Origin of the sequence: Mesorhizobium sp. M0590 (genome assembly GCF_040320905.1) — a bacterium.
Taxonomy (GTDB): domain Bacteria; phylum Pseudomonadota; class Alphaproteobacteria; order Rhizobiales; family Rhizobiaceae; genus Mesorhizobium.
Map to the genome: position 1 here is coordinate 127,176 of NZ_JAMYQN010000004.1, position 23,454 is coordinate 150,629.

The 23,454-nt window shown below is 63.0% G+C and carries 19 protein-coding genes; 12 read left to right on the forward strand and 7 right to left on the reverse strand.

Annotated features, from left to right (window positions below; genetic code table 11):
* Positions 1 to 99 precede the first annotated feature (99 nt).
* Both mfd and NKI52_RS09380 read right to left on the reverse strand, forming a co-directional pair.
* Positions 100 to 3,597, reverse strand: coding sequence for a transcription-repair coupling factor (gene mfd, locus NKI52_RS09375; protein ID WP_352697738.1), 3,498 nt, complete (start codon positions 3,595 to 3,597; stop codon positions 100 to 102).
* Between the two features lie 13 nt (positions 3,598 to 3,610).
* Positions 3,611 to 3,898, reverse strand: a complete 288-nt coding sequence (locus NKI52_RS09380) for an FAD assembly factor SdhE (RefSeq protein ID WP_023680023.1) — start codon at positions 3,896 to 3,898, stop codon at positions 3,611 to 3,613.
* Positions 3,899 to 3,989: 91 nt separating this feature from the next.
* Here NKI52_RS09380 and recG point away from each other — a divergent pair, with 91 nt between their 5' ends.
* A complete protein-coding gene (gene recG, locus NKI52_RS09385; RefSeq protein WP_352594485.1) occupies positions 3,990 to 6,098 on the forward strand; it encodes an ATP-dependent DNA helicase RecG in 2,109 nt (702 codons plus the stop codon).
* Here the strand turns inward: recG and NKI52_RS09390 are convergent.
* Together NKI52_RS09390 and glmS are read right to left on the reverse strand one after the other, a co-directional pair.
* On the reverse strand, positions 6,050 to 6,802 hold the full coding sequence (locus NKI52_RS09390; RefSeq protein ID WP_023680026.1) for a DUF502 domain-containing protein: 753 nt from the start codon (positions 6,800 to 6,802) through the stop codon (positions 6,050 to 6,052). The genes recG and NKI52_RS09390 overlap by 49 nt on opposite strands.
* Positions 6,803 to 6,882: 80 nt before the next feature.
* Complete coding sequence (gene glmS, locus NKI52_RS09395; RefSeq protein ID WP_352455656.1) at positions 6,883 to 8,706, reverse strand: glutamine--fructose-6-phosphate transaminase (isomerizing); 1,824 nt, start codon at positions 8,704 to 8,706, stop codon at positions 6,883 to 6,885.
* A 227-nt stretch (positions 8,707 to 8,933) separates the two neighbouring features.
* Between glmS and NKI52_RS09400 the strand changes: the two genes are divergently transcribed.
* Entirely contained in the window at positions 8,934 to 9,287 is a 354-nt protein-coding gene (locus tag NKI52_RS09400) for an ADP-ribosylation/crystallin J1 (protein WP_352594486.1), read from the forward strand.
* A 1-nt stretch (position 9,288) separates the two neighbouring features.
* Here the strand turns inward: NKI52_RS09400 and glmU are convergent, their stop codons facing one another.
* The gene (gene glmU / locus NKI52_RS09405) at positions 9,289 to 10,650 is read right to left on the reverse strand and encodes a bifunctional UDP-N-acetylglucosamine diphosphorylase/glucosamine-1-phosphate N-acetyltransferase GlmU (RefSeq protein ID WP_352594487.1); all 1,362 of its coding nucleotides are present in this window, start codon (positions 10,648 to 10,650) and stop codon (positions 9,289 to 9,291) included.
* 129 nt (positions 10,651 to 10,779) lie between these two features.
* Positions 10,780 to 11,727, reverse strand: a complete 948-nt coding sequence (locus NKI52_RS09410; protein ID WP_352594488.1) for an AraC family transcriptional regulator — start codon at positions 11,725 to 11,727, stop codon at positions 10,780 to 10,782.
* Positions 11,728 to 11,856: 129 nt separating this feature from the next.
* Between NKI52_RS09410 and NKI52_RS09415 the strand changes: the two genes are divergently transcribed.
* Positions 11,857 to 12,762 carry an SDR family oxidoreductase gene (locus tag NKI52_RS09415; RefSeq protein ID WP_352697740.1) on the forward strand — a complete coding sequence of 302 codons (906 nt, stop codon included), beginning with the start codon at positions 11,857 to 11,859 and terminating at the stop codon, positions 12,760 to 12,762.
* Positions 12,763 to 12,815: 53 nt separating this feature from the next.
* On the opposite strand, the gene NKI52_RS09420 is transcribed toward NKI52_RS09415, so the two are convergent.
* Positions 12,816 to 13,562, reverse strand: coding sequence for a cytochrome c biogenesis CcdA family protein (locus NKI52_RS09420; protein WP_352594490.1), 747 nt, complete (start codon positions 13,560 to 13,562; stop codon positions 12,816 to 12,818).
* Positions 13,563 to 13,749: 187 nt separating this feature from the next.
* On the opposite strand from NKI52_RS09420, the gene NKI52_RS09425 reads away from it, so the two are divergent.
* The 9 genes from NKI52_RS09425 to rpmG all read left to right on the forward strand — a co-directional run bounded on the left by NKI52_RS09425 (position 13,750) and on the right by rpmG (position 23,431).
* Complete coding sequence (locus NKI52_RS09425; protein WP_352594491.1) at positions 13,750 to 14,127, forward strand: COG4315 family predicted lipoprotein; 378 nt, start codon at positions 13,750 to 13,752, stop codon at positions 14,125 to 14,127.
* A gap of 446 nt (positions 14,128 to 14,573) precedes the next feature.
* A complete protein-coding gene (gene topA, locus NKI52_RS09430) occupies positions 14,574 to 17,189 on the forward strand; it encodes a type I DNA topoisomerase (protein WP_352697742.1) in 2,616 nt (871 codons plus the stop codon).
* A gap of 6 nt (positions 17,190 to 17,195) precedes the next feature.
* Positions 17,196 to 19,502: a ribonuclease R gene (rnr, locus tag NKI52_RS09435; protein ID WP_502897747.1), complete on the forward strand. Its 2,307-nt coding sequence runs from the start codon at positions 17,196 to 17,198 to the stop codon at positions 19,500 to 19,502.
* Positions 19,502 to 19,954 (forward strand): DUF983 domain-containing protein, encoded by a 453-nt coding sequence (locus NKI52_RS09440; protein ID WP_023679976.1) that lies wholly within the window; start codon positions 19,502 to 19,504, stop codon positions 19,952 to 19,954. The genes rnr and NKI52_RS09440 overlap by 1 nt, the downstream gene beginning before the upstream one ends.
* Before the next feature lie 72 nt (positions 19,955 to 20,026).
* The gene (locus tag NKI52_RS09445; protein ID WP_352568797.1) at positions 20,027 to 20,761 is read left to right on the forward strand and encodes an NUDIX hydrolase; all 735 of its coding nucleotides are present in this window, start codon (positions 20,027 to 20,029) and stop codon (positions 20,759 to 20,761) included.
* 16 nt (positions 20,762 to 20,777) lie between these two features.
* A complete protein-coding gene (locus NKI52_RS09450) occupies positions 20,778 to 21,953 on the forward strand; it encodes an MFS transporter (RefSeq protein WP_023679978.1) in 1,176 nt (391 codons plus the stop codon).
* 109 nt (positions 21,954 to 22,062) lie between these two features.
* Entirely contained in the window at positions 22,063 to 22,524 is a 462-nt protein-coding gene (locus NKI52_RS09455; RefSeq protein WP_352568798.1) for a YqfO family protein, read from the forward strand.
* Positions 22,525 to 22,575: 51 nt separating this feature from the next.
* On the forward strand, positions 22,576 to 22,944 hold the full coding sequence (locus NKI52_RS09460) for a YybH family protein (protein WP_352455648.1): 369 nt from the start codon (positions 22,576 to 22,578) through the stop codon (positions 22,942 to 22,944).
* A gap of 319 nt (positions 22,945 to 23,263) precedes the next feature.
* Positions 23,264 to 23,431, forward strand: a complete 168-nt coding sequence (rpmG, locus tag NKI52_RS09465) for a 50S ribosomal protein L33 (protein WP_006201775.1) — start codon at positions 23,264 to 23,266, stop codon at positions 23,429 to 23,431.
* The last annotated feature ends 23 nt before the right edge of the window (positions 23,432 to 23,454 follow it).

Genomic DNA, 23,454 nt, shown 5'->3' on the forward strand with positions numbered 1-23,454 from the left:
CCGATTTCCTATTCTAGACCGGAAGTGGTCGCGTGGCGAATGAGCACGGCACGGCGAAAGTGCCGGTGCGGCTGTGCCCAGACCACCAGCGACGCGCTGCTACGCCGCCTTCTCCACCAGCCGCGCCAGCTGCGTCATGACAACCGCTGAGCCAGCCAGCCGCTTCTCGGGCGTCGCCCAGTCACGGCTGAAGACGACGCTCTGGTCCGGACGGATCTTGGCCAGCGAGCCCTGTTCGCCGATGAGCTTGACCAGCCCGACCGGATTGGGGAATTCCCGCTTGCGGAAATGGATGACGACGCCTTTCGGCCCGGCGTCGAGCTTCTCCACGTTGGCCTTGCGGCAAAGCGCCTTGATGAAGACGATCTTCAACAGATGTTCAACCTCTTCCGGCAGCGGCCCGAACCGGTCGATCAGCTCGGCGCCGAAAGCATCGATCTCTTCCGTATTTTCGAGATCGCCAAGACGACGATAGAGCGCGAGCCTCAGCTGCAGGTCCGGGACATAGCTTTCCGGGATCATTACCGCCGTGCCGACGGCGATCTGCGGCGACCAGCCGCCGTCCTGCACCTCGCCGGAATCCTTCACTTCGGCCACCGCCTCCTCCAGCATCTGCTGATAGAGCTCGAAGCCAACCTCCTTGATGTGCCCGGACTGCTCTTCGCCGAGCAGATTGCCGGCGCCGCGGATGTCGAGGTCGTGGCTGGCCAGCTGGAAACCGGCGCCTAGCGTATCGAGCGACTGCAGCACTTTCAGCCGACGCTCGGCTGTATCGGTTAGCTTGCGGTTGGCGGGCAGCGTGAACAGCGCATAGGCGCGCACCTTCGAACGGCCGACGCGGCCACGCAACTGATAGAGCTGCGACAGGCCGAACATGTCGGCGCGATGCACGATCAGCGTGTTGGCGGTCGGTATATCGAGGCCGGATTCGACGATGGTGGTCGACAAAAGCACGTCGTACTGGCCGTCATAAAAGGCATTCATGATATCGTCGAGCTCGCCGGGCGGCATCTGGCCATGGGCCACCGCCACTTTCAGCTCAGGTACAGATTCGCGCAGAAAATCATGGATTTCCGCGAGATCGCTGATGCGCGGTACGACGTAGAAGGAATGGCCGCCGCGGTAGCGTTCTCTGAGCAGCGTCTCGCGGATGACCAGCGGATCGAAGGGCGAGATGAAGGTGCGCACCGCCAGGCGGTCGACCGGCGGCGTGGCGATCAGCGACAGCTCACGCACACCGGTCAAGGCAAGCTGCAGCGTTCGCGGGATCGGCGTCGCCGACAGCGTCAGAACGTGGACGTCGGTCTTGAGATCCTTCAGCCGCTCTTTGTGCTTGACGCCGAAATGCTGCTCCTCATCGATGATCAGCAGACCAAGATTCTTGAACGAGATCGAGGAGCCGAGCAGTGCATGCGTGCCGACGACGATATCGATCTGGCCTTCGGCGATGCCCTTCTTGGTCTCCGCCAATTCCTTGGCGCCGACCAGCCGCGAGGCCTGGGCGACGCGGATCGGCAGGCCGGAGAAGCGCTGCGAGAAAGTCTTGAAATGCTGGCGCGACAACAATGTCGTCGGCACCACTATGGCCACCTGAAAGCCTTCCATCGCCCCAATGAAGGCGGCGCGAAGTGCAACTTCGGTCTTGCCGAAGCCGACGTCGCCGCAGATCAGCCGGTCCATCGGCTTTCCGGCGCCTAGATCATCCATGACCGAATCGATCGCCGTCTGCTGGTCATCGGTCTCCTCATAGGGAAAACGCGCTGCAAACTCGCCATAGAGGCCTTCCGCCGGCACCAGCGCCGGTGCTGCCCGCATCTGCCGCTCGGCGGCAATGCGGATCAGCTGCCCGGCCATGTCGAGCAGGCGTTTCTTCAGCCGCGCCTTGCGCGATTGCCAGGCGCCACCGCCAAGCTTGTCGAGCGTCGCCTCGGCCGAATCCGAGCCATAGCGCGACAGCAGCTCGATGTTTTCCACCGGCAAGAATAGCCGATCGTCGCCGGCATAGTGGATCTCGAGGCAATCGTGAGGCGCACCAACCGCCTCGATGGTACGCAACCCGATGAAACGGCCAATGCCATGGTCGGCATGGACGACGATATCGCCTGACGACAAGGCCGAAGCCTCGGCGATGAAGTCGGACGCACGCTTCTTGCGCTTCGAGCGCCGGATCAGCCGGTCGCCGAGAATGTCCTGCTCCGCGACGACGACCAGTTTCTCTGTCTCGAAGCCGGATTCGAGCGGCAGCACGGCCAGTCCCGCCTGCCCCGGCTCAAGCTTTTCGGCTTCTGCAAGCGTCGCCACCGGCTTCAGATTGCCAAGATGATGCTCGGCCAGGATCTGACCAAGCCGGTCGAGCGAACCCTCAGTCCAGCCGGCGACGATGACGCGGCGGCGTCCAGCGCGCTCGTCGGAAATGTGTTTTACGACGACGTCGAAAACGTTGGCGTTAGGATCGGCGCGTTCCTCGACGAAGCTGCGGCCGTGGCGCGAGCCGGCATGGAACACCTTTTTCGCGCCGGCATCGGGCGCGTCGAAGGCCGTGAAATCTATCGCCTCGCGCGGGCCAAGCGAGGCAATCAGGTTCTCGGGCGACAGATAGAGCAGATCCGGCGGCACCGGCTTGTAGGGCACCGCGTCCTTCAAGGCGCCGTCGGCCTGCTTCTTGCGCGCTTCGTAGTGGTCGAGGATCAGAGTGTGGCGCTCGGCCAGTGCCTCATGCGCCAGATGGTCGAAAACCACAGGCGCATCGGGCAGGTAGTCGAAGACGGTTTCCAGCCGCTCATAGAAGAACGGCAGCCAGTGCTCCATGCCGGCAAACCGCCTGCCCTCGCTGACCGCCGCATAGAGCCCATCGTCGCGGGAGGGCGCGCCAAAGGCTTCGATGTAGGCGCGGCGGAAGCGGCTGATGGTTTCCGGCGTCAGCGCCACCTCGCTCATCGCCTGCAGCGCCATCGATTTGCGTTGGCCGATGGTGCGCTGGGTTGCGGTGTCGAAGACGCGGATCGATTCCAGCGTATCGCCGAAGAAATCGAGGCGCAGTGCCTCCATCCAGCCGGGCGCGAAGAGATCGAGAATGCCGCCGCGCACCGCAAATTCGCCGATGCCGCGCACCGTCGGCACTCGCTCGAAGCCGGAAGTCTCCAGCCGCGACACCAGCACGTTCATGTCTATCTGGTTGCCGGGTTTGGCGTGGAAGGTCTGCGCCTCGACGAGTTCAGCCGGCGGAATGCGTTGCAACAGCGCATTCGCGGTGCTGAGGACGACGGCGCGGTGCGGCTTTTTCGCCAGCGCAATCATTGCGGCCAGTGCGTCGAGCCGCCTTGCGGCGGCATCGGCGCCGGGCGAGACGCGGTCGTAAGGCAGGCAGTCCCAGGCCGGCAGTTCCAGCACCGGCAGGCCTGGAGCGGCAAAGGCAAGCGCCTCGACGATCGCCGGCAGACGCTGGCCGTCGCGCGCCACGAACAGCACCGGCTTGTCAGGGGCGATCTCGTGCGCAGCCTGCACCAGCGCAAAGGCTTCGTAGCCGTCGGCGACGCCATCGACGATGAACTGGCCGGCGCGGCCTTTCGGCAGACCGATCGTAGGGATAAGGCTCATGGCTACACGTTGTTCAGAAGGTCATCTCCCGGCGCGAAGCCAGGATTTTTTGCAGGACGGCACAGTCGATATCCGCCGGAACCGGGCGTTCGCCAGTGACGAGAGGCAGGAATTCGGTGTCGGGAATGTCGAGGAGCCTCTCATATTGGTCGATTTCGTCGCCGGTCAAGGCGCCGATCTCGGCGTCGGCGAAGCTGCCGAGTATAAGGTCCATCTCGCGCATGCCGCGGTGCCACGAACGAAACAGAAGCTTGCGGCGGCGGGCATCGAGCCCCTCGCTTGATCGTTTCGTTCCGGTCATCTTGCAACATCCTTGCCCAGGCGGCGCATATAGCGTGGATAGAAGGCGGTGTCAGCCTTGCGCTACAGTCGCCGCAACATAAGCTGACATCATGCGTCCCTCCCTCCTCGATCCGCTGTTTGTCCCGATCACCTCGCTTGTCGGGGTCGGGCCAAAAGTTGGCGCCCTGATCGAAAAAGTCGTAGCCGCCGACCTCGGCGACCGGGCCGCGCGCGCCGGGGACCTCTTGTTCGTGCTGCCGCATACTGTCATCGACCGCCGCAACCGGCCCGGCATCGCCGGCTCGGCCGAGGGCGCCATCGTCACACTCGATGTATGCATCGACCGCCACCAGCCGCCGCCACGCGGCAACAGGTCGGTCCCGTACCGAGTCTACGCCCATGACGACACCGGCGAGATCGCGCTGACCTTCTTCCATGCCCATGCCGCCTATCTCGAAAAAGCAATGCCCGTAGGCGAGCATGTCGTCGTCTCCGGCCGCATGGAATGGTTCAACGGCCGCCCGACCATGGTTCATCCCGACCATATCGCACTTGCCGGCGACACGGAAAACCTTCCCTTGGTCGAGCCGGTCTATCCGCTGACCGCCGGGCTCTCTGGCAAGGTGCTGCGCCGGGCGATTGGCCAGGCGCTGGCCCGCCTGCCGGTGCTGCCCGAATGGCAGGACGGTGAGTTCCGGCGCCGCCATGCCTTTCCTGCTTTCAGCGATGCGCTCAACCGCATCCACAATCCTGCCGACCCGATCGACGTCTCTGTCGACGGCGCAGCGTGGCGGCGCCTTGCCTATGACGAGTTCTTGGCCGGCCAGGTATCGCTGGCGCTGGTGCGGGCCAAGGTCCGCCGATTATCTGGCCGGCCACTCGTCGGCGACGGCCGCATAGTCGAACAACTGCGCGTGGCACTCCCCTATTCGCTGACCATGTCGCAGGAAATGGCGCTTGCCGAAATCAACGCCGATCTCGGTGACCCCGAACGCATGCTGCGCCTTTTGCAGGGCGATGTCGGCTCCGGCAAGACGGTGGTCGCGCTGCTTGCCATGGCGCGTGCCGTCGAGGCCGGCGGCCAGGCGGCATTGATGGCGCCGACCGAAATCCTGGCGCGCCAGCATCTGGCAACGATTGCGCCGTTGGCGGAACGGGCCGGCCTGCGTGTCGCCGTCCTCACAGGTCGCGAAAAGGGCCGCGAGCGTGCCGACACGCTGACCGGGCTGGCCAATGGTGACATCGACATCGTCGTCGGCACCCATGCGCTGTTCCAGGAAACGGTGACGTTCCGTGACCTCGTGTTCGCCGTCGTCGACGAGCAGCACCGTTTCGGTGTCCACCAGCGCCTTGCGATCACCGCCAAGGGCGACGCGCCCGACATGCTGGTGATGACGGCAACGCCGATACCGCGGACGCTGGTGCTGACTGCATTCGGCGACATGGATGTGTCGAAGCTGACGGAAAAGCCGGCCGGCCGCCAGCCGATCCGCACCGTCACCTTGCCGCTTGAACGGCTCGACGAACTGATCGGACGCATGCTCGACGCCGTCGCCGATGGCCAGAAAATCTACTGGATCTGTCCGCTGGTCGAGGAATCCGAGGAGATCAAGCTGATGTCGGCCGAGGACCGTTTTGCCTCGCTGGAGCCGCTGTTCGGCGACCGCATCGGCCTGGTGCACGGCCGCATGAAAGGCACCGACAAAGACGAGGCGATGCGCGCCTTCAAGCAGGGTGACACCCGTATCCTGATCGCCACCACAGTGATAGAGGTCGGCGTCGATGTGCCTGATGCGACAATCATGGTTATCGAGCATGCCGAGCGTTTTGGCCTTACCCAGTTGCACCAATTGCGCGGCCGGGTCGGGCGTGGCGACAAGCCTTCATCGTGCGTGCTGCTCTACAAGGATCCGCTCGGCGAGACGGCAAAACGCCGTTTGTCGGTAATGCGCGAGACCGAGGACGGCTTCCGTATCGCCGAAGAGGATCTGAAGCTGCGCGGCGAAGGCGAGTTGCTCGGCACCCGCCAGTCCGGCACGCCGGGCTTCCAGGTGGCGCGCATCGAGGCGCATGCCGACCTGCTCGAGGCCGCTCGGGACGATGCGCGGCTGATCCTGTCGCGCGATCCGGAATTGCAGTCCGATCGCGGCACGGCGCTGCGCCTGTTGCTCTATCTGTTCGGCCGCGACGAGGCCGTGCGGCTCCTGCGTGCCGGCTGAGGCATCGTGTCGAGCGGAGGATTGGCAAGCGCGCCGTGGATCTGCTCGCCGTTCACCGTCACCATTTTGACTGCCGGCGCCACCAGGCCGGCCGAAACGATCAGCTTGGCTCCGTCCTCGATCGTCATGTCGAGCAGCACGATGTCGGATTTCGGCACATACATCAAAAAGCCCGTCGTCGGATTGGGCGTACACGGCATGAACACGGCAATCAGCGGATCGCCTTCCCGGTCGAGCTTCTGGTTGATCTCGGTTTCTTTCTCGCTGGCGACGAAGACAAGCGACCAGACCCCTTTACGCGGATATTCGACCAACCCGACCTGGCGGAACATGTCGCCCTTGTTCGACAGCACGGTCTCGAAAATCTGCTTCAGCGAACGGTAGATGCCGCGCACCAGCGGCATGCGGCCAAGCAGGCGCTCGCCGAAGTTGACGATGGCGCGGCCAACGATATTGGCGGTCATAAAGCCGATGAAGGTGATGAGGATCAAGGCAACGATCAGCCCAAAACCCGGCACTGGAAACGGCAGGTAGGTGTCCGGATTGTAGCGTACCGGAATGTAGGGTTTCACCCAGGAATCGACCCAGCCGATCAGCGACCAGGCAATGTAGGCAGTAATCGCCAGCGGCGCGCAAACGACGAAGCCGGTCAGGAAATAGTTTCTCAGCCGGGTCATGCCTGAGGTCTTGAGAGCATCCGACATGGTTCACCGCAGCGTGTGTTTGCAGCGCGACACTACTGAACCCCAAGGCGCTTTGGAATGGCGAAGTTTTTAAACGAGACCTATTCCACCGTTACCGATTTCGCCAGGTTGCGAGGCTGGTCGACATCCGTGCCCATGAACACGGCGGTGAAATAGGCGAGCATCTGGATCGGCAGCGCGTAGATGATCGGCGAGATGATTTCCGGCACGTCCGGCAAAACGATCGTCTCCATCGTCTTCACCGTAGCGTGTGCGGCGCCCTTGCTGTCGGTGATCAGGATGATCTTGCCGCCGCGTGCCGCGACCTCCTGCATGTTCGACACGGTCTTTTCGAAGATGCGGTCATGCGGCGCGATGACGATGACGGGCATGTTCTCGTCGATCAGCGCGATCGGGCCGTGTTTCAACTCGCCGGCAGCATAGCCTTCGGCATGGATGTAGGAGATCTCCTTGAGCTTCAGCGCACCTTCCATGGCCAGCGGAAAATTGGTGTCACGGCCGAGATAAAGCACATTCTTGTAGTGCGAGAGGTCGCGCGCGACCTTTTCGATCTGCCCGTCGAGCTTTAGCACCTGGTTCGCATAACGCGGCGCTTCCGACAGCTCGCGTATCAGCGTTTTCTCCTGCTCCTGCGAAATCGTTCCGCGCGCCACGCCCGCCCGCACCGCCAGCGAGGCCAGCACGGAAAGCTGGCAGGTGAACGCCTTGGTCGAAGCGACGCCGATCTCCGGGCCGGCCAACGTCGGCAGGATGACGTCGGATTCGCGCGCCATGGTCGATTCGCGCACATTGACGACCGCGCCGATCTTCATGCCGGCCTTGCGGCAGTAGCGCAGCGACGCCAGCGTGTCGGCGGTCTCACCCGATTGCGAGATGAAGAAAGCGGCATCGTTCTTCGACAGCGGCATCTCGCGGTAGCGGAACTCCGAAGCGACATCGATGTCGACCGGCAGCCGCGCATAGCGCTCGAACCAGTATTTGCTGATCAGCCCGGCGAGATAGGCGGTGCCGCAGGCCGAGATCGCCAGCCGGTCGATCTTGGCGAAATCGAACGGCAGGTCGAGCGGCTTCGAGACGCCGCTGACGAAATCAACATAATGCGCCAGCGTGTGCGAGATCACTTCCGGCTGCTCATGGATTTCCTTTTCCATGAAATGGCGGCGGTTGCCTTTGTCGACCATGAAGCTCGTGCTGAGCGACTGTTGGCGTTTGCGGTCGACCTTGTTGCCGCCCATGTCGAAGATATCGACCTCGTTGCGGCGCACCACCGCCCAGTCGCCGTCTTCCAGATAGGTGATCGAATTGGTGAAAGGGGCAAGCGCAATGGCGTCGGAGCCAAGGAACATCTGGCCGTCGCCATGACCGACCGCGAGCGGCGGGCCATTGCGCGCGCCGACGATCAGATCCTCGTCGCCCTTGAACATGATGGCGAGCGCAAAGGCGCCTTCCAGCCGCTTCAGTGCCTTGTGCGCCGCCTCAACCGGCTTCAGCCCCTTGGCCAGTTCGCGCGCCACCAGATGAGCGACGACTTCGGTATCGGTCTGCGAGGCGAAACTGTAGCCGTCGCGCATCAGCTCGTCGCGCAATTCGGCGAAATTCTCGATGATCCCGTTATGGACGATGGCGACGCCGTCGGAAAAATGCGGATGCGCATTGCTCTCGTTCGGAACGCCATGTGTGGCCCAGCGCGTGTGGCCGATGCCGATCATGCCGTCGAGCGGTTCGTCCTTCAGCCGGCGCTCGAGATTGACCAGCTTGCCCTCGGCACGGCGGCGGTCAAGCCTGCCGTGCTCGATCGTGGCGACGCCGGCCGAGTCATAGCCGCGATATTCGAGCCTTTTCAGCGCATCGACGATAAGCGGCGCGACCGGCGAGTTACCGACAATTCCAACGATACCGCACATGGCGCTTGCCCCCGATTCCGACCTCAAACCCGGCGCTATTTAGAGACTGCCGGGCTGTCGCGAAAAATCACATTCCATTTCGTCCGGTATCAGCCGGACTATCCTGCACAGATGCACCATGACAGGGCGCACTTGCAATCCGGTTACTGCAATTGCTCAGTTTCTCCGCTTATGTATCCTATCTCGCCTCAACGGCTCCAGAAATCAGTCAAAGACATGATGCGGCTATGAACGAACGAATTGACACGGTGACGCTTTGGCGTCCGGTCGGCCCCCGCGAATTGGAGTTGATCCAGAAGGCAGGGATGCGCGCCTTTCCTCCTCGACTTGCCGATCAGCCGATCTTCTATCCGGTCACCAGCGAGGCCTATGCCACCCAGATCGCCCGAGACTGGAATGTGCCCGCGAGCGGATCAGGTTTCGTGACGCGTTTCGAGGTGCGTCGCAGCTTTCTGGACCGTTACAGCGTCCAGCATGCCGGCAGCCGGGCGCATCTGGAATACTGGATCCCGGCCGAAGACCTGTCGGCCTTCAACGATGCAATCGTTGGCGAAATCCAGCTTGTCGCCGAGTTCCGCTAGTCTACCCTTTTTTGCGGGCCGCCGCGGCCTGAGAAAAACGCTCTCGCAACTCCTTGCCCTTGCCGGCTAGAGTCCGCTGGCGGGCGCGGCCGAAGGCCAGCGCATCGTCGGGTACGCTTTCTGTGATGACGCTGCCCGAGGCGATGTAGCCGCCCTTGCCGATCGACACCGGCGCCACCAGCGAGGAGTTCGAGCCTATGAAGGCGCCCTCGCCGATATCGGTGAAGAATTTCGAATAGCCGTCATAATTGCAGGTGATGGTGCCGGCGCCGATATTGGCGCCGGCGCCGATGCGGGCATCGCCGATATAGGTCAGATGGTTGACCTTGGCGCCCTCTTCGACGATCGCCTGCTTGACCTCGCAGAAATTGCCGACCTTGGCCTTGGTTCTCAGATCGGCCCCGGGCCGCAGCCGCGCGAACGGCCCGACATCGCAATTCGACGCGATGGTGGCGCCTTCGATATGGCTGAAGGCATGGATCTTGGCCCCCGTGGCGATTTTCACGCCCGGCCCGAACCAGACATTGGGTTCGACGATCGTATCGGCGCCGATCTCGGTGTCGTGCGAGAAGAACACGGTTTCGGGCGCGATCAGCGTAACGCCAGAAAGCATCGCCTCGCGCCGGCGGCGCTGCTGCCAGATATCTTCCGCCTGGGCAAGCTCGGCACGGTTGTTAATGCCGAGCGCGTTCTCGAAACTGGCTTCGGTGGCGACGACATCAAGTCCCTGCGCAGCGGCGATCTCGACGATGTCGGTGAGATAATACTCGCCCTTGGCGTTCTTGCTGCCGACTTGATCGAGCAGCTTCAGCGCGTGCCTGCCGGCGACCGCCATCAGCCCGCCATTGCAGAAGGTGATTTTCTTCTCCTCGTCCGAGCAGTCCTTCTCCTCGCGGATGGCCACGAGCTTGCCGGCCTTTTCGATAAGCCGGCCGTAGCCCGAAGGATTTTCCGTACGGAAGCCGACCACGACGACGGCCGCACCTTCCGCCAGCTTCAGCCGCGCCGCCGCGAGCGCTTCCGGATCGATCAACGGCGTGTCGCCAAACATCACCAAGATGTCGTCATAACCTTTTGATATTGCTGCGCGTGCGGCAAGCACGGCGTGCGCGGTGCCGAGACGTTTTTCCTGGACGAAAGCCTCGGCCTTCGGCGCAAACTTGAGTGCCGCCTTGCGCATCTCATCGGCGCCATGGCCGATCACCAGCGCCAACTCGCCGCTGCCGGCGGCTTCGGCCGCCTTGACGACATGGGCAACCATCGGCAGGCCGGCGATTGTGTGCAGCACTTTCGGCACTGCACTCTTCATGCGCGTGCCTTCGCCGGCGGCGAGGATGATGGACAGGCAGGTTCTCTGGCTCATGGGATGGCAACCGTTGAAAGGGGTCTGGAATCGAAGCGTTAGTAGCACTGGCGCCATGCTGCACCAATGCGGTTAAATTCCGGTGAGACGGTGGAACCTCCAACCCGCGACACGCTCAAGCCGATCGGCTCACGCGGCTTCCGCCTCGTTGCGTGATGCGAAACTGGAGGCTCGGCCACGGCCGTATTGCCGTGGCGAACAGTTCATGACCCGCTTGAAGGCTGTGCTGAAGGCGCTTTCGGATTCGTAGCCGAGCGAGAGCGCTATGACGGCGACGGGATCGCTGGAATTCGTCAGCCGTTCGCCGGCCAGCAGCATTCGCCAGCGCGTCAAATAGTCCATCGGCGACGCGCCAACCGTCTCCTTGAATCTGAGCGCAAAGGTCGATCGCGACATGCCGGCCCGTTCCGCCAGTTCCTGTAACGTCCAGCCATGCGCCGGATCGTCATGCATGGCGCTGATCGCCGCGCCGATCTGTTTGTCCGCGAGGGCAAAGAGCCAGCCGATGCCACCTTTCAATCCTTCCGAAAGATGCAGCCGCAGCGCCTGAACCAGCATCATGTGGGCGAGGTGCTGGATCATCAGAAAGCCGCCCGGCTGCGGCTCGCGCAGCTCCTGCATCATCCGCTCCACCGACCAGCGCAGCGCCGACTGGTCCGACTCTTTGCGGATATGCACAATGGCTGGCAGCATCCGCAACAGGATGCCGGCATGATTGCCGCCAAGCGCGAAGCGGCTGCTGACCAGAAAGAAATCACCACCGCCATTGTGGGTCACGACACCGCCGGCTCGCGCAGGCGGAAAAATCCTGACGGCTTCAACAGGCGTCAAGCTCATGTCGCTTGCAAGGCGGAAAGGCCGTCCACTCGGCAGCAGGAAGCAGTCTCCCGTCTCAAGGCGCACTGCGTCAGCAACGCCCTCCACAGATAGCCAGCACCGGCCGGAGACCACCGCTCCGGTCTTGATGCTTTGCTGCTGGTCGGGGAACTGGATCGACCATTCACCACCAGCATCGAAACCGGCTGACATATAGTTTCGCGGCTTCAGCAGCGAGAGCACATCTGAAAGGGGATCCACAGGTCATTCCGGACGATTGCGAAGATAATACGGACTTTGCCGCATAGATCGTATTTTCTCAAGCGCCTATCACGACATAACTGAGCCGCGAAAATGGTCGTGGTCAGAAACGAACAAGGAGAAGTCGTGATGCGTGTTTTCGTTACCGGAGCGACCGGATTCGTCGGTTCTGCCGTCGTTCAAGAACTCATCGGCGCCGGCCATCAGGTGCTCGGCCTCGCCCGCTCGGCGGCGTCGGCCAAGTCGCTTGCAGCCACCGGAGCCGAGGTGCATCGAGGTGACCTCGAAGACCTCGAAAGCCTCAGCAGGGGCGCAGCGGCAGCTGATGGCGTGATCCATGCCGGCTTCAACCACGACTTCTCGAAATTCGCGCAAAATTGCGAGATGGACCGGCGCGCCATCGAGGCCTTGGGCGGTGCACTCGAAGGCTCCGAGCGGCCCCTGCTCGTAACCTCCGGAACCGCGCTCCAGGCGCGGGGCCGTATCGCGACCGAGGAAGATGTGCCTGTCCCCTCTTCCGCTTCGTATCCCCGCGCCTCCGAAGCGACAGCCGCCGCGCTGGCGGCACGCGGCGTGCGCGCGTCGGTTGTGCGCCTTCCTCCGGCGGTCCATGGCCAGGGCGACCACGCCTTCGTTCCTATTCTCATCGACCTCGCTCGCAAGAAGGGCGTGTCGGCCTATATCGGCGAAGGGCTCAATCGCTGGCCTGCCGTGCATCGGTTCGATGCCGCTCGCGTTTACCGGCTTGCGCTCGAGCATGGAGCCGATGGCGGGCGATATCACGCGATCGCCGAAGAAGGCGTGCCGTTCAAGGACGTCGCCGGCGTGATCGGCCGGCACCTGAACGTGCCGGTGGTCGCCAAGTCCGCGGAAGAAGCCGCCGATCATTTTGGCTGGTTCGCGATGTTCGCGGCGATGGATGTCCCGACCTCGAGCGAGCGGACTCGCGCGCTGCTGGGGTGGACGCCGAGCGGACCCGGGCTCATCGCCGATATCGACCAGCCGGGCTATTTCGAAGGTGAATGGACCGCGTAGCTGCGGTGCCTTGCGCCGCAGCTACGGCCTCGCGCTTCGGCCGGGCGGCAAACCTATCCCAATTGCCCCAGCACCGGGAAAGTCTCGAGCAACCAATAGGACACCGCCTGCACGCCGCCGGTCAGGAAAAACACGCCGGCGACCACCAGCAACGCGCCGATGGCCTTTTCGACGCGGCCGAGATGGACGCGGAATTTCCCGAGAAAGCGCATGAAGGCGCCTGAAAACAGCGCCGCAACGAGGAAGGGAATACCGAGGCCGAGCGAATAGGCGGCAAGCAGCAGCGCGCCCTCGCCCACCGTCTCGCGGCCGCCGGCAAGCGTCAGGATCGGCCCCAGCACCGGGCCGATACAGGGCGTCCAGCCAAAGGCGAAGGCCAGGCCCATTACGTAAGCGGCGATCAGGCTGGCCGGCTTGCCTTGTGACTGGAAGCGCGCCTCGCGTGAAAGCAAAGGGATGCGCAGTACGCCGAGGAAATTCAGCCCCATCAGGATGATCAGCACGCCGGCTGCCATCGCCAGCGGCTCCTGCCAAACGCGCAGCAAATGGCCGATCGTCGAGGCACCGGCGCCGAGCGCGACGAAGACAGTCGAGAAGCCGAGCACGAAGGCGATGGAGGAATTGATCAGCGCGCCTCGCGCCCCGGCCTTTGCCGTAATGCCGGCTTCGCCGCGGAAATCGTCGACCGAGACGCCGGCCATATAACATAGGTACGGTGGCACCAGCGGCAGCACGCAAGGCGACAGGAACGAAATCGCTCCCGCCCCGATCGCACTGACATAGCCGACGTCCAATGCCATTTCCGTCTCCCGATGACTGCGCAGCCATATAGCCGCGACAACAGCTGTCCGCCAATCACCATCGCGTGGCCCCATCACATTGGGTAGCAAGCCGACGCCCGCCCGGGAAGAAAGGGCAGCCAGGCAGCGTTGATCAAACGAAGCTGCGTTGTTCCGCGCGCTTTTCGAATGATCCAGGGAGAAGTCCATGAAAACGATCGCAACTGGCATGGCCGCGCTTTTGCTGGGCACTGCCGCATCCTTCGCCGCCGAGGCGTGGAAGGAAGCGGAGGTCGGCAGCACCAAGATCTACACCGACGCCAGCGGCATGACGCTCTACACCTACGACAAGGACGAGGCGGGCAAGTCGAACTGCTACGACAAATGCGCCGCCAATTGGCCGCCGCTGAAGGCTGACGCCAACGCCAAGGCCGAGGGCGAGTGGACGATCGTCGACCGCACCGACGGCACCAGGATGTGGGCCTACGAAGGTAAGCCGCTCTACACGTTCATCAAGGACAAGAAGGCCGGCGACGTGACCGGCGAGGGTGTCGGCGGCGTCTGGCATATCGCCAAGGCCGACTAGGCCTTGAGCTTCTGATCGGCTGTAACAGGCGGTAACACGGCTGGTCGCTGGGAACTCGACCCAACCGCCCCGGCGGCCAGCTTTTCAGCACGGTACTTCCTTGCGACTGTCCGAGCAAAATGCCGGGCTACCGATTGCGCGCTTCACAGCATCTGTTCAAGCAGGGCTGGCGCGTGCTCGATGTTTCTCTTATATCCGCGGGAGAGTTTGTCCCGTTCTCCAGGATCAATTGCCGGGCTTGTCCAGCGATAGGCTGCCCATTTCCCTTATCCAGGATTGCGGAAAATCGCATGGCGCCGTTGGGTTGCGCATTCCGTACAGGGCCGCATTTTGACTGCTTGGCCTTGACCGGATGCAAAAGCGCGGCCATGTGAGCGACACATTGAACGAGATTTCGTCGCGCGCAGCGGAATTCTTCTGCCGCATCACAACTGATATGAGACCGTATGGACGTCGTCGTCGTCGAATCGCCGGCCAAGGCGAAGACAATCAACAAATACCTCGGCAAGAACTACAAGGTTCTGGCCTCGTTCGGCCATGTCCGCGATCTGCCGGCCAAGGATGGCTCGGTGCGTCCGGATGAGGACTTTGCCATGTCCTGGGCCGTCGACACCGCGTCTGGAAAGCGTCTCGCCGATATTGCCAAGGCGGTCAAGGACGCCGACGGGCTGATCCTCGCCACCGATCCGGACCGCGAGGGCGAAGCGATCTCCTGGCATGTCCTGGAAGTGCTGAAGCAAAAGCGCGCGTTGAAGGACAAGCCGGTCAGCCGCGTCGTCTTTAACGCCATCACCAAGGCGTCCGTGCTGGAGGCGATGGCCAATCCGCGCCAGATCGACGCGCCGCTGGTCGATGCCTATCTCGCCCGCCGCGCGCTCGACTATCTGGTCGGCTTCACGCTGTCGCCCGTGCTGTGGCGCAAGCTGCCTGGCGCCCGCTCCGCCGGCCGCGTCCAGTCGGTGGCGCTGCGTCTGGTCTGCGACCGCGAATCCGAGATCGAGCGCTTCATCCGCGAGGAATACTGGCAGGTCGCCGCCATTCTCGGTACGCCGCGCAAGGAAAATTTCGAGGCGCGGCTGACCGCCTTCGAGCGCAAGAAGCTGCAAAAGCTCGACATTTCCAACAAGGCGCAGGCCGACGACATCAAAGCGATGCTCGAAGGCGCCAGCTTCAAGGCGGCGTCTGTCGAAGCGAAGCCGACCAAGCGCAATCCCGGGCCGCCCTTCACCACCTCGACGCTGCAGCAGGCAGCCTCATCGGGTCTCGGCTTTTCGGCCAACCGCACCATGCAGGTGGCGCAGCGGCTCTATGAGGGCATGGAGATCGGCGGTGAGACCACCGGCCTGATCACCTACATGCGAACCGACGGCGTGCAGATGGCGCCGGAGGCGATCTCTGCCGCGCGCGATGCGATTGCCAAGGAATTCGGCCCTAAATACCTGCCTGAAAAGCCGCGCGTCTATTCCGCCAAGGCCAAGAATGCCCAGGAGGCGCACGAAGCGATCCGTCCGACCGATTTCATGCGCACGCCGGCTTCCGTCAAGCAGTATCTCGACGCCGACCAGGCGCGGCTTTACGAGATGATCTGGAAACGCGCCATCGCCAGCCAGATGCAGCCGGCCGAGATAGAGCGCACCACGGTCGAGATAGAGGCAGTCAACGGCCCTCGCACCGCCGAGCTTCGCGCTGTAGGCTCGGTTGTTCGCTTCGACGGCTTCCTTGCCGCTTACATCGAGCAGAAGGAAGAAGATTCGGAAGACGAGGAAAGCCGCCGCCTGCCCGAGATCCGTGCCGGCGAGCAGCTCACACGCGAGGCGATCAACGCCACCCAGCACACCACCGAGCCGCCGCCGCGTTATTCGGAAGCTTCGCTGATCAAGAAGCTGGAAGAGTTGGGCATCGGCCGGCCGTCGACTTATACGGCGATCCTGAAGACGCTCGAGGATCGTGACTATGTCACCATCGACAAGCGCAAGCTGGTGCCGCAGGCAAAGGGCCGGCTCTTGTCGGCCTTCCTCGAAAGCTTCTTCGAGCGTTATGTCGAGTACGACTTCACCGCTTCGCTGGAGGAAAAGCTCGACGAGATTTCCGACGGCAAGCTCGCATGGAAGGACGTGCTGCGCGATTTCTGGAAGGATTTTTCCGGCGCCGTCGCCGACATCAAGGAGTTGCGCGTCACCGACGTCCTCGATGCATTGAACGAGGAACTGGCGCCGCTGGTCTTTCCCGCGCGGGAAGACGGTTCGAACCCGCGCATTTGTCCGAAATGCGGCACCGGCAACCTGTCGCTGAAGCTCGGCAAGTTCGGCGCCTTCGTTGGCTGTTCGAACTATCCCGAATGCTCCTTCACCCGCCAGCTCGGCGACGCCGCCAATCCCAATGGAGAGAACGGCGGTGGCGAAGACGGCACCAAAGTGCTCGGCAAGGACCCCTATACCGCCGAGGAGATCACGCTGCGCAATGGCCGGTTCGGCCCCTATATCCAGCGCGGCGACGGCAAGGATGCCAAGCGCTCCAGCCTGCCCAAGGGCTGGACTGTCGATTCGATCGATCACGAAAAGGCACTCGCCCTTTTGTCGCTGCCGCGCGACGTCGGCAAGCATCCGGAATCCGGCAAGATGATTTCGGCCGGGCTGGGGCGCTACGGGCCGTTCGTGCTGCATGACGGCACCTACGCCAATCTCGACAGCATCGAGGACGTGTTCTCGATCGGCCTCAATCGCGCCGTCTCCGTGATCGCCGAGAAGCAATTGAAGGGCAAAGGCGGCCGCAATGGCGGCACAGCCGCTGCGCTCAAGGAACTTGGCGAGCATCCTGCCGGCGGCGGCAAGATCGTCGTGCGCGACGGCAAATACGGGCCTTATGTGAATTTCGGCAAGGTCAATGCGACGCTGCCGAAGGGCAAGGATCCGCAATCGGTGACGATCGAGGATGCGGTGGCGCTCATTGCGGAAAAGGAAGCCAAGGGCGGCAATGGCGCCAGGAAGCCCTTCCGCAAAGCGGCCGCGCCTGCGAAGAAATCGGCTGCGGCCAAAAAACCGGCGGCCAGGAAAAAGGGATAGGACGGGTTGGCGCGCAAAGTCTCCGGAAGAAGCCACGGCGATCTGCGCACCGCCGATACCCGTGCCAAGGTCAGGGACAATTACCGGCCTTCACGCGAAGAGATACTGCGTTACATCGCCGAAAATCCGGACCGCGCCGGAAAACGCGACATCGCCAAGGCGTTTGCGCTGCGCGGCGAAGACCGCATCTGGCTGAAGGACGTCTTGCGCGACCTGCAGGATGAAGGCCTGCTGACCAAGGAGCGCAAGCGGCTTGCCCGTGTCGGCGCCCTGCCCCACGTCGCGGTGCTCGACATCTTCGGCCGTGACGCCGACGGTGTGCTGCTGGCGCACCCGACCGAAGCGATTGGCAATGGCGAACCTCCGGTCATAGCGATCCGCGTGTCGCGCGGCGGCAATGGCCCGACGCCTGGTATCGGCGACCGCGTGCTGGCCAAGACCTTTCCGACCGACGATCCGGCAGGCCCCGCCTATACCGGCCGGGTTATGAAGATATTCGAGAAGCGCACCGATGCGGTTCTCGGCGTTTTCCGTGTGCTGAAGGACGGCACGTTCCGCATCGAGCCGGTGGAAAGGCGCCAGCCGGAGCTGGTCGTCGACAAGGAATTCCAGAACGGCGCCAAGAATGGCGACCTGGTCGAGGTCGAGCCGGCGCGGGCCTCCCGCTACGGGCTGCCGCGAGCCAAGGTTCTGGCGGTGTTGGGCTCGCTGACCAGCGAAAAGGCGGTCTCGATGATCGCCATTCACGCACACGACATTCCGCATATTTTTCCCGCCGACGTCATCGCCGAGGCGGAGGCGGTCAAGCCGGCGACGCTTGCCGGCCGCGAGGATTGGCGCGAGCTGCCGCTGCTCACCATCGATCCGGCCGACGCCAAGGATCATGACGACGCGGTGTTCGCTATGCCCGACACCGACGAGAAGAACGCCGGCGGCGTGGTTGTCACCGTCGCCATTGCGGATGTCGCTGCGTACGTGCGCTATGCCACGGCGCTCGATCGCGAAGCGCTGAAGCGCGGCAATTCGGTCTATTTTCCCGACCGCGTCGTACCGATGCTGCCGGAGCGCATCTCGAACGACCTCTGTTCGCTGCGCGAGGGCCAGGATCGTCCGGCGATAGCGGTGCGTATGACTTTCTCGGCCGATGGCCACAAACTCAGACACTCCTTCCATCGCGTCATGATGAAGTCGGCGGCGAAACTCGCCTATCAGCAGGCGCAAGCGGCGATCGACGGCGCACCGGATGACACGACTGGCCCGATCCTCGATACGGTGCTGAAGCCGCTATGGGACGCCTACGCGATCCTGAAGCGCGGCCGCGACACGCGCCAGCCGCTTGAGCTCGATCTGCCCGAGCGCAAGATCCTGCTCAAGCAGGACGGCACCGTCGACAAGGTCGTCGTGCCGGAGCGGCTCGACGCGCACAAGCTGATCGAAGAGTTCATGATCCAGGCCAATGTCGCCGCCGCCGAGACACTCGAGGCGAAGCGCCAGGCGCTGGTCTACCGCATCCACGATGCGCCCTCGCTCGCCAAGCAGGAATCGCTGCGTGAATTCCTGCAGACGCTCGGCCTGTCGCTGGCGCGCGGCGCGCAAATGCGGCCGAACCAGTTCAACGGCATCCTCGCTCGCGTGCGCGGCGCCGACAATGAGGGGCTGGTCAACGAAGTGGTGCTGCGCTCGCAGAGCCAGGCCGAATATTCGCCCGCCAATATCGGCCATTTCGGCCTCAACCTGAAGCGCTACGCGCATTTCACCTCGCCGATCCGTCGCTATGCCGACCTCATCGTGCATCGTGGGCTGATTGCCGCACTCGGCCTTGGTCCGGGGGGCCTGACGCAGGACGAGGCGGAGCGGCTGGAAGAGGTCTCGGCGCTGATTTCGGCGACCGAGCGGCGCGCGATGGCCGCCGAGCGCGACACGGTCGACCGGCTGATCGCTGCCTATCTCGCCGAGCGCATCGACGACCGTTTCGACGCCCGCATCTCGGGCGTCACCAAATCGGGCCTGTTTGTCCAATTGCCGCAGTATGGCGCGGATGGCTTCATTCCGGTTTCAACCCTGGGCGGCGACTACTATATATACGACGAAACTGCTCGATCGCTTTTCGGAGAACGCACCGGCAAGGGCTATCAGCTTGCTGATCGCGTCGAGGTTCGCCTGATCGAGGTGGCGCCGATGGCCGGCGCGATGCGTTTCGAGATGCTGACCGAGCCAAAGCCGCTGCCCGGCTCCAAACGGTCGTTCCACAAGGCCAAAGGCCGCGCCCGGGCGTCGCAATCGCGTCCAGGCTCGCGCGGCAGGAGACGGTAATGCCAACAGAACTGCAGGTGGAAGAACGGATTTTCGGCGGCGAACATCACTCGGGCCGGACCGCCCGGCCGCTATGGACGGCAATGAAGCGCGGCATGCTCGGCCGCTGCCCGCATTGCGGCGAGGGCAAGCTGTTTCGCGCCTTCGTCAAAACCGTCGACAAATGCGATCATTGCGGCGAGGAACTTCACCACCATCGCGCCGACGACCTGCCGGCCTATCTTGTGGTGGTCATTGTCGGCCACATCGTGCTCGGCGCCTTCATGGGTGTCGAGGCAACCTCGACGCTGTCGACCTGGCAGCACATCGCCATCTGGGTGCCATTGACCATCATTCTCGCCGTCGTCCTGCTGCAGCCGGTCAAGGGCGCTGTCATCGGCCTGCAATGGGCGTTTTATATGCACGGCTTTGGCGGTGAAGAAGATCTGATCGAGTCGCATCCCGAGGCTTGAAACCGAGGCTGGCGCAATCGGCATGGCTGGACGCCACTTTCGCATCGGAGAAGATTCCGCTAGGTCGAGCGCATGGACGTTATGACCAAGGCGGAAGTCGACAAGGTTGAGCGGAACGCGCTCGAGGCCAAGCCTATACGCCCGCGCGACGCCGCGACGCTGATCCTGCTCGATCGCAAAAGCGACGAATTCCTGGTGCTGATGGGCCGGCGCCACGCCCGTCATGCCTTCATGCCGGGAAAATTCGTGTTTCCTGGCGGCCGCACAGATCCGGCCGACAGCCGCATCCCGATAGCCACCGCACTTCATCCCGAGGAAGAAGCGAGATTGACCGCTGGCATCGGTCGCACCAGCCCGGCTCGCGCCCGCGCCATTGCCTTGTCGGCAATCCGCGAAACCTATGAGGAGGCCGGCCTGCTGATCGGTCAAAAAGGCGTGTTCGCAACCGCCAGGCGCGACTGGCAGGGCTTTGTCGAACACGGCGTCATCCCATCACTGCAAGCGCTGCGCTTCGTCGCACGCGCCATCACCCCGCCCAACCGGGTGCGCCGCTTCGATACGCGCTTTCTCGCCGCATGGCGCGACGATGTCGCCGTGCAACTGCCGGATGGCGGTCCGACCGACGAGTTGGAAGACGTCGTTTGGCTGCCGCTGGCCAAGGCCCGGCAAGTCGATATTCCAGACATCACGCGCACGGTCCTGGAGGAGCTGGAAACCCGGCTCGTCCGGGATCCGCTGCTGAGCCCCGGCGGTCCCGTGCCGTTCTACCGGCTTGTCCGCAATCGCTTCGTCCGCGAAATTCTCTAGAGCAGCCAGGCATTCCATGACAGTCGATATCCAGCCGCAGGGCAAGGAACGCGTACACTGGCTGCCGATGGTCGCGGCGATCTCGTCGATCAGCGTCGTCGGCATTGCCATCGGCCTTGGCATGCCGCTGCTCAGCGTGATCCTGGAAACGCGTGGCCATTCCGCGTCGATGATCGGTCTCAACACCGCGGTCGCCGGCCTCGCCTCTATCGCCGGCGCGCCGCTCGCCACCCCGCTCGCCATGCGGTTCGGGGTCGCCTGGACGATGCTTGCCATGATCGCCGCCGGGGCGCTGGCATTTGTCGGTTTCCATTTCGCGCCAGCTTTCTGGATGTGGTTTCCGCTGCGCGTGCTGCTGCATATCGCGCTGACGGTGCTGTTCATCCTGTCGGAATTCTGGATCAGCACCTCGGCGCCGCCACACCGGCGCGGACTGGTCCTCGGCATCTATGCCACCGTGCTGTCTCTCGGCTTTGCCGCCGGGCCTTGGCTGTTCGCCCATCTCGGCAGCAGTGGCTTCCTGCCCTTCGGCGTTACCATCGCCTTGGTTACGCTCGCTGCCATACCGGTCCTGGCGGCACGCAACGAGAGCCCGACGATCGTCTCGGACGGCGAAACCAGCAATTTCCTGCGTTACATCTGGCTGGTGCCGACGGCAACCGCCGCCGTGCTGGTGTTCGGCGCGGTCGAGACCGGCGGCTTTGCACTGTTCCCGGTCTACGGTAGCCGCATCGGCTACTCAGAGGCGGACGCCGCCCTTTTGCTCACCATGATCGGGCTTGGCAATGTGCTGTTGCAGATCCCGATCGGCATGATCAGCGACCGCGTCAGCGACCGCCGCTATCTGCTGATGGCCTGTGCCACTGTCGGGCTTGCCGGCACGGTCTTCATGCCGTTCTTCGCGCATAACTGGCATTTGATGGCAGCGCTTCTGTTCATCTGGGGCGGTGTGGTCGCCGCTATGTATACAATCGGTCTTGCTCACCTCGGCTCCCAGCTTTCCGGCCACGAACTGGCCTCCGCCAACGCCGCCTTCGTTCTCTGCTACGGCGTCGGCATGGTGCTTGGCCCGCAGGCAATCGGCATCGGCATGGACGCTTTCGGGCCGTCGGGCTTCGGTTGGGCGCTCGGCCTGTTCTTCGCCTGCTATATCGTGCTGGTCGGCACCAGGCTGCTCCGCAAAATCCTCTGAGTCGGCCCAGCTGCCGACATCGCTCCCACTGCTGACCAACTCCTGACACAACCATGTCAGGAGGGCTCGAGTATATGCTCCCCCAAAATGCATAGCAGGGAGACCTCGGATGATCGATAGTGGCTTTGAAACGAAATCGCTGCGGATGGAATTGCTGCTGCTGGTGACCTTTCAGGCACCGGCAGCCGATGTCGACCGCATCATGGAGGCGGTGGTCGCGATCGTACCGCTCGGAATGGGCAAATATGACAGCAATGCTTTCCAGTCGGCGGACGGCATCGAACGCTACCGGCCGCTTGAAGGTGCCGCCGCCGGCGCCGAGACGGAATTGCGCAGGCGGCCAGGGACTGTCGAGGTGTCGTTCGAACTGCCTGACGACCAGAAGCTCGCCGCTCGCGTCGTCGAAGCGATTTACCAGGTTCATAGCTATCAGGAGCCGGTGATCCGCATTCAGCCACTGCTTGCCAGCCGCTCCAAGGGTCTCGACGACCGCGCCAACCCGAACCGCTGGTGGAACACGACGGGAGACTGGAAGAAGGCGTTGCAACCGGAAACCGTCGCGGCGGAGTGACCGGAACCTGGTCGTATCTCGGTTTGAATTTGGCTGTCAGGAAGCCTGCCGATGAATGATGAAGCAAACCGCAAACCGGCAAGCGATCCCCAGGACCTGGCGCGGCTATTGGTTTCTCGCGAGCAAGCGGGAGACGCGGAAGGAATGGCTGCTCTTTACGAACCCGGTGCCATCCTCGCTACCGGCAACGGACAGTTGGCCTGCGGCAGAGATGCCATCCGCCGATTTTACGCCAAGTTGGTGGCAGCGGGACGAAAGTTTGATCTCGGAGATCAGCGTCCGGCTATCATCAACAGGGATTTGGCGCTCACTTCCACGCGCCTTGCCGATGGCACCGTTACTGCGGAAATCGCTCGCCGGCAAGGTGACGGGAACTGGCTTTGGGTGATCGATCAGCCGTCCATCGCTCGATACTCATAGCTAGCATTCAAACTGAGACGCCACCCGGAGGACGGCCGGAGGCACACAGGAGCCTCCCGCGGCTGTCGGCACCCAATCAAATTGTCGGGTTTTGGTAGCACATCAATGTCCGCTTCGTCCCCAGCCTCCATCGGCTGGCAATAAACCCGGACAACTCATGTGCTACCTAATCCGGACAACTCATCTGCTTACGACACAGAACCTGGACAAGGGTTGACTTTCCGGGCGCGTTCTTTATGTGTCGCGGCAAGTTTCCCGCGTCCGGGTGTTTCCCGTGCTCCAGCGGCCAAAACTCCACGAACATTAACGGACGAACATCATGGCCAAAGCCGCAAACATCAAGATCAAGCTTCTGTCGACCGCCGACACCGGTTTCTTCTACGTGACCAGCAAGAACAGCCGCACCAAGACGGACAAGCTGTCGTTCCGCAAATACGACCCGGTCGCCAAGAAGCACGTCGAATTCAAGGAAACCAAGATCAAGTAATCGGGTTTTCTCTCGCAGTACCG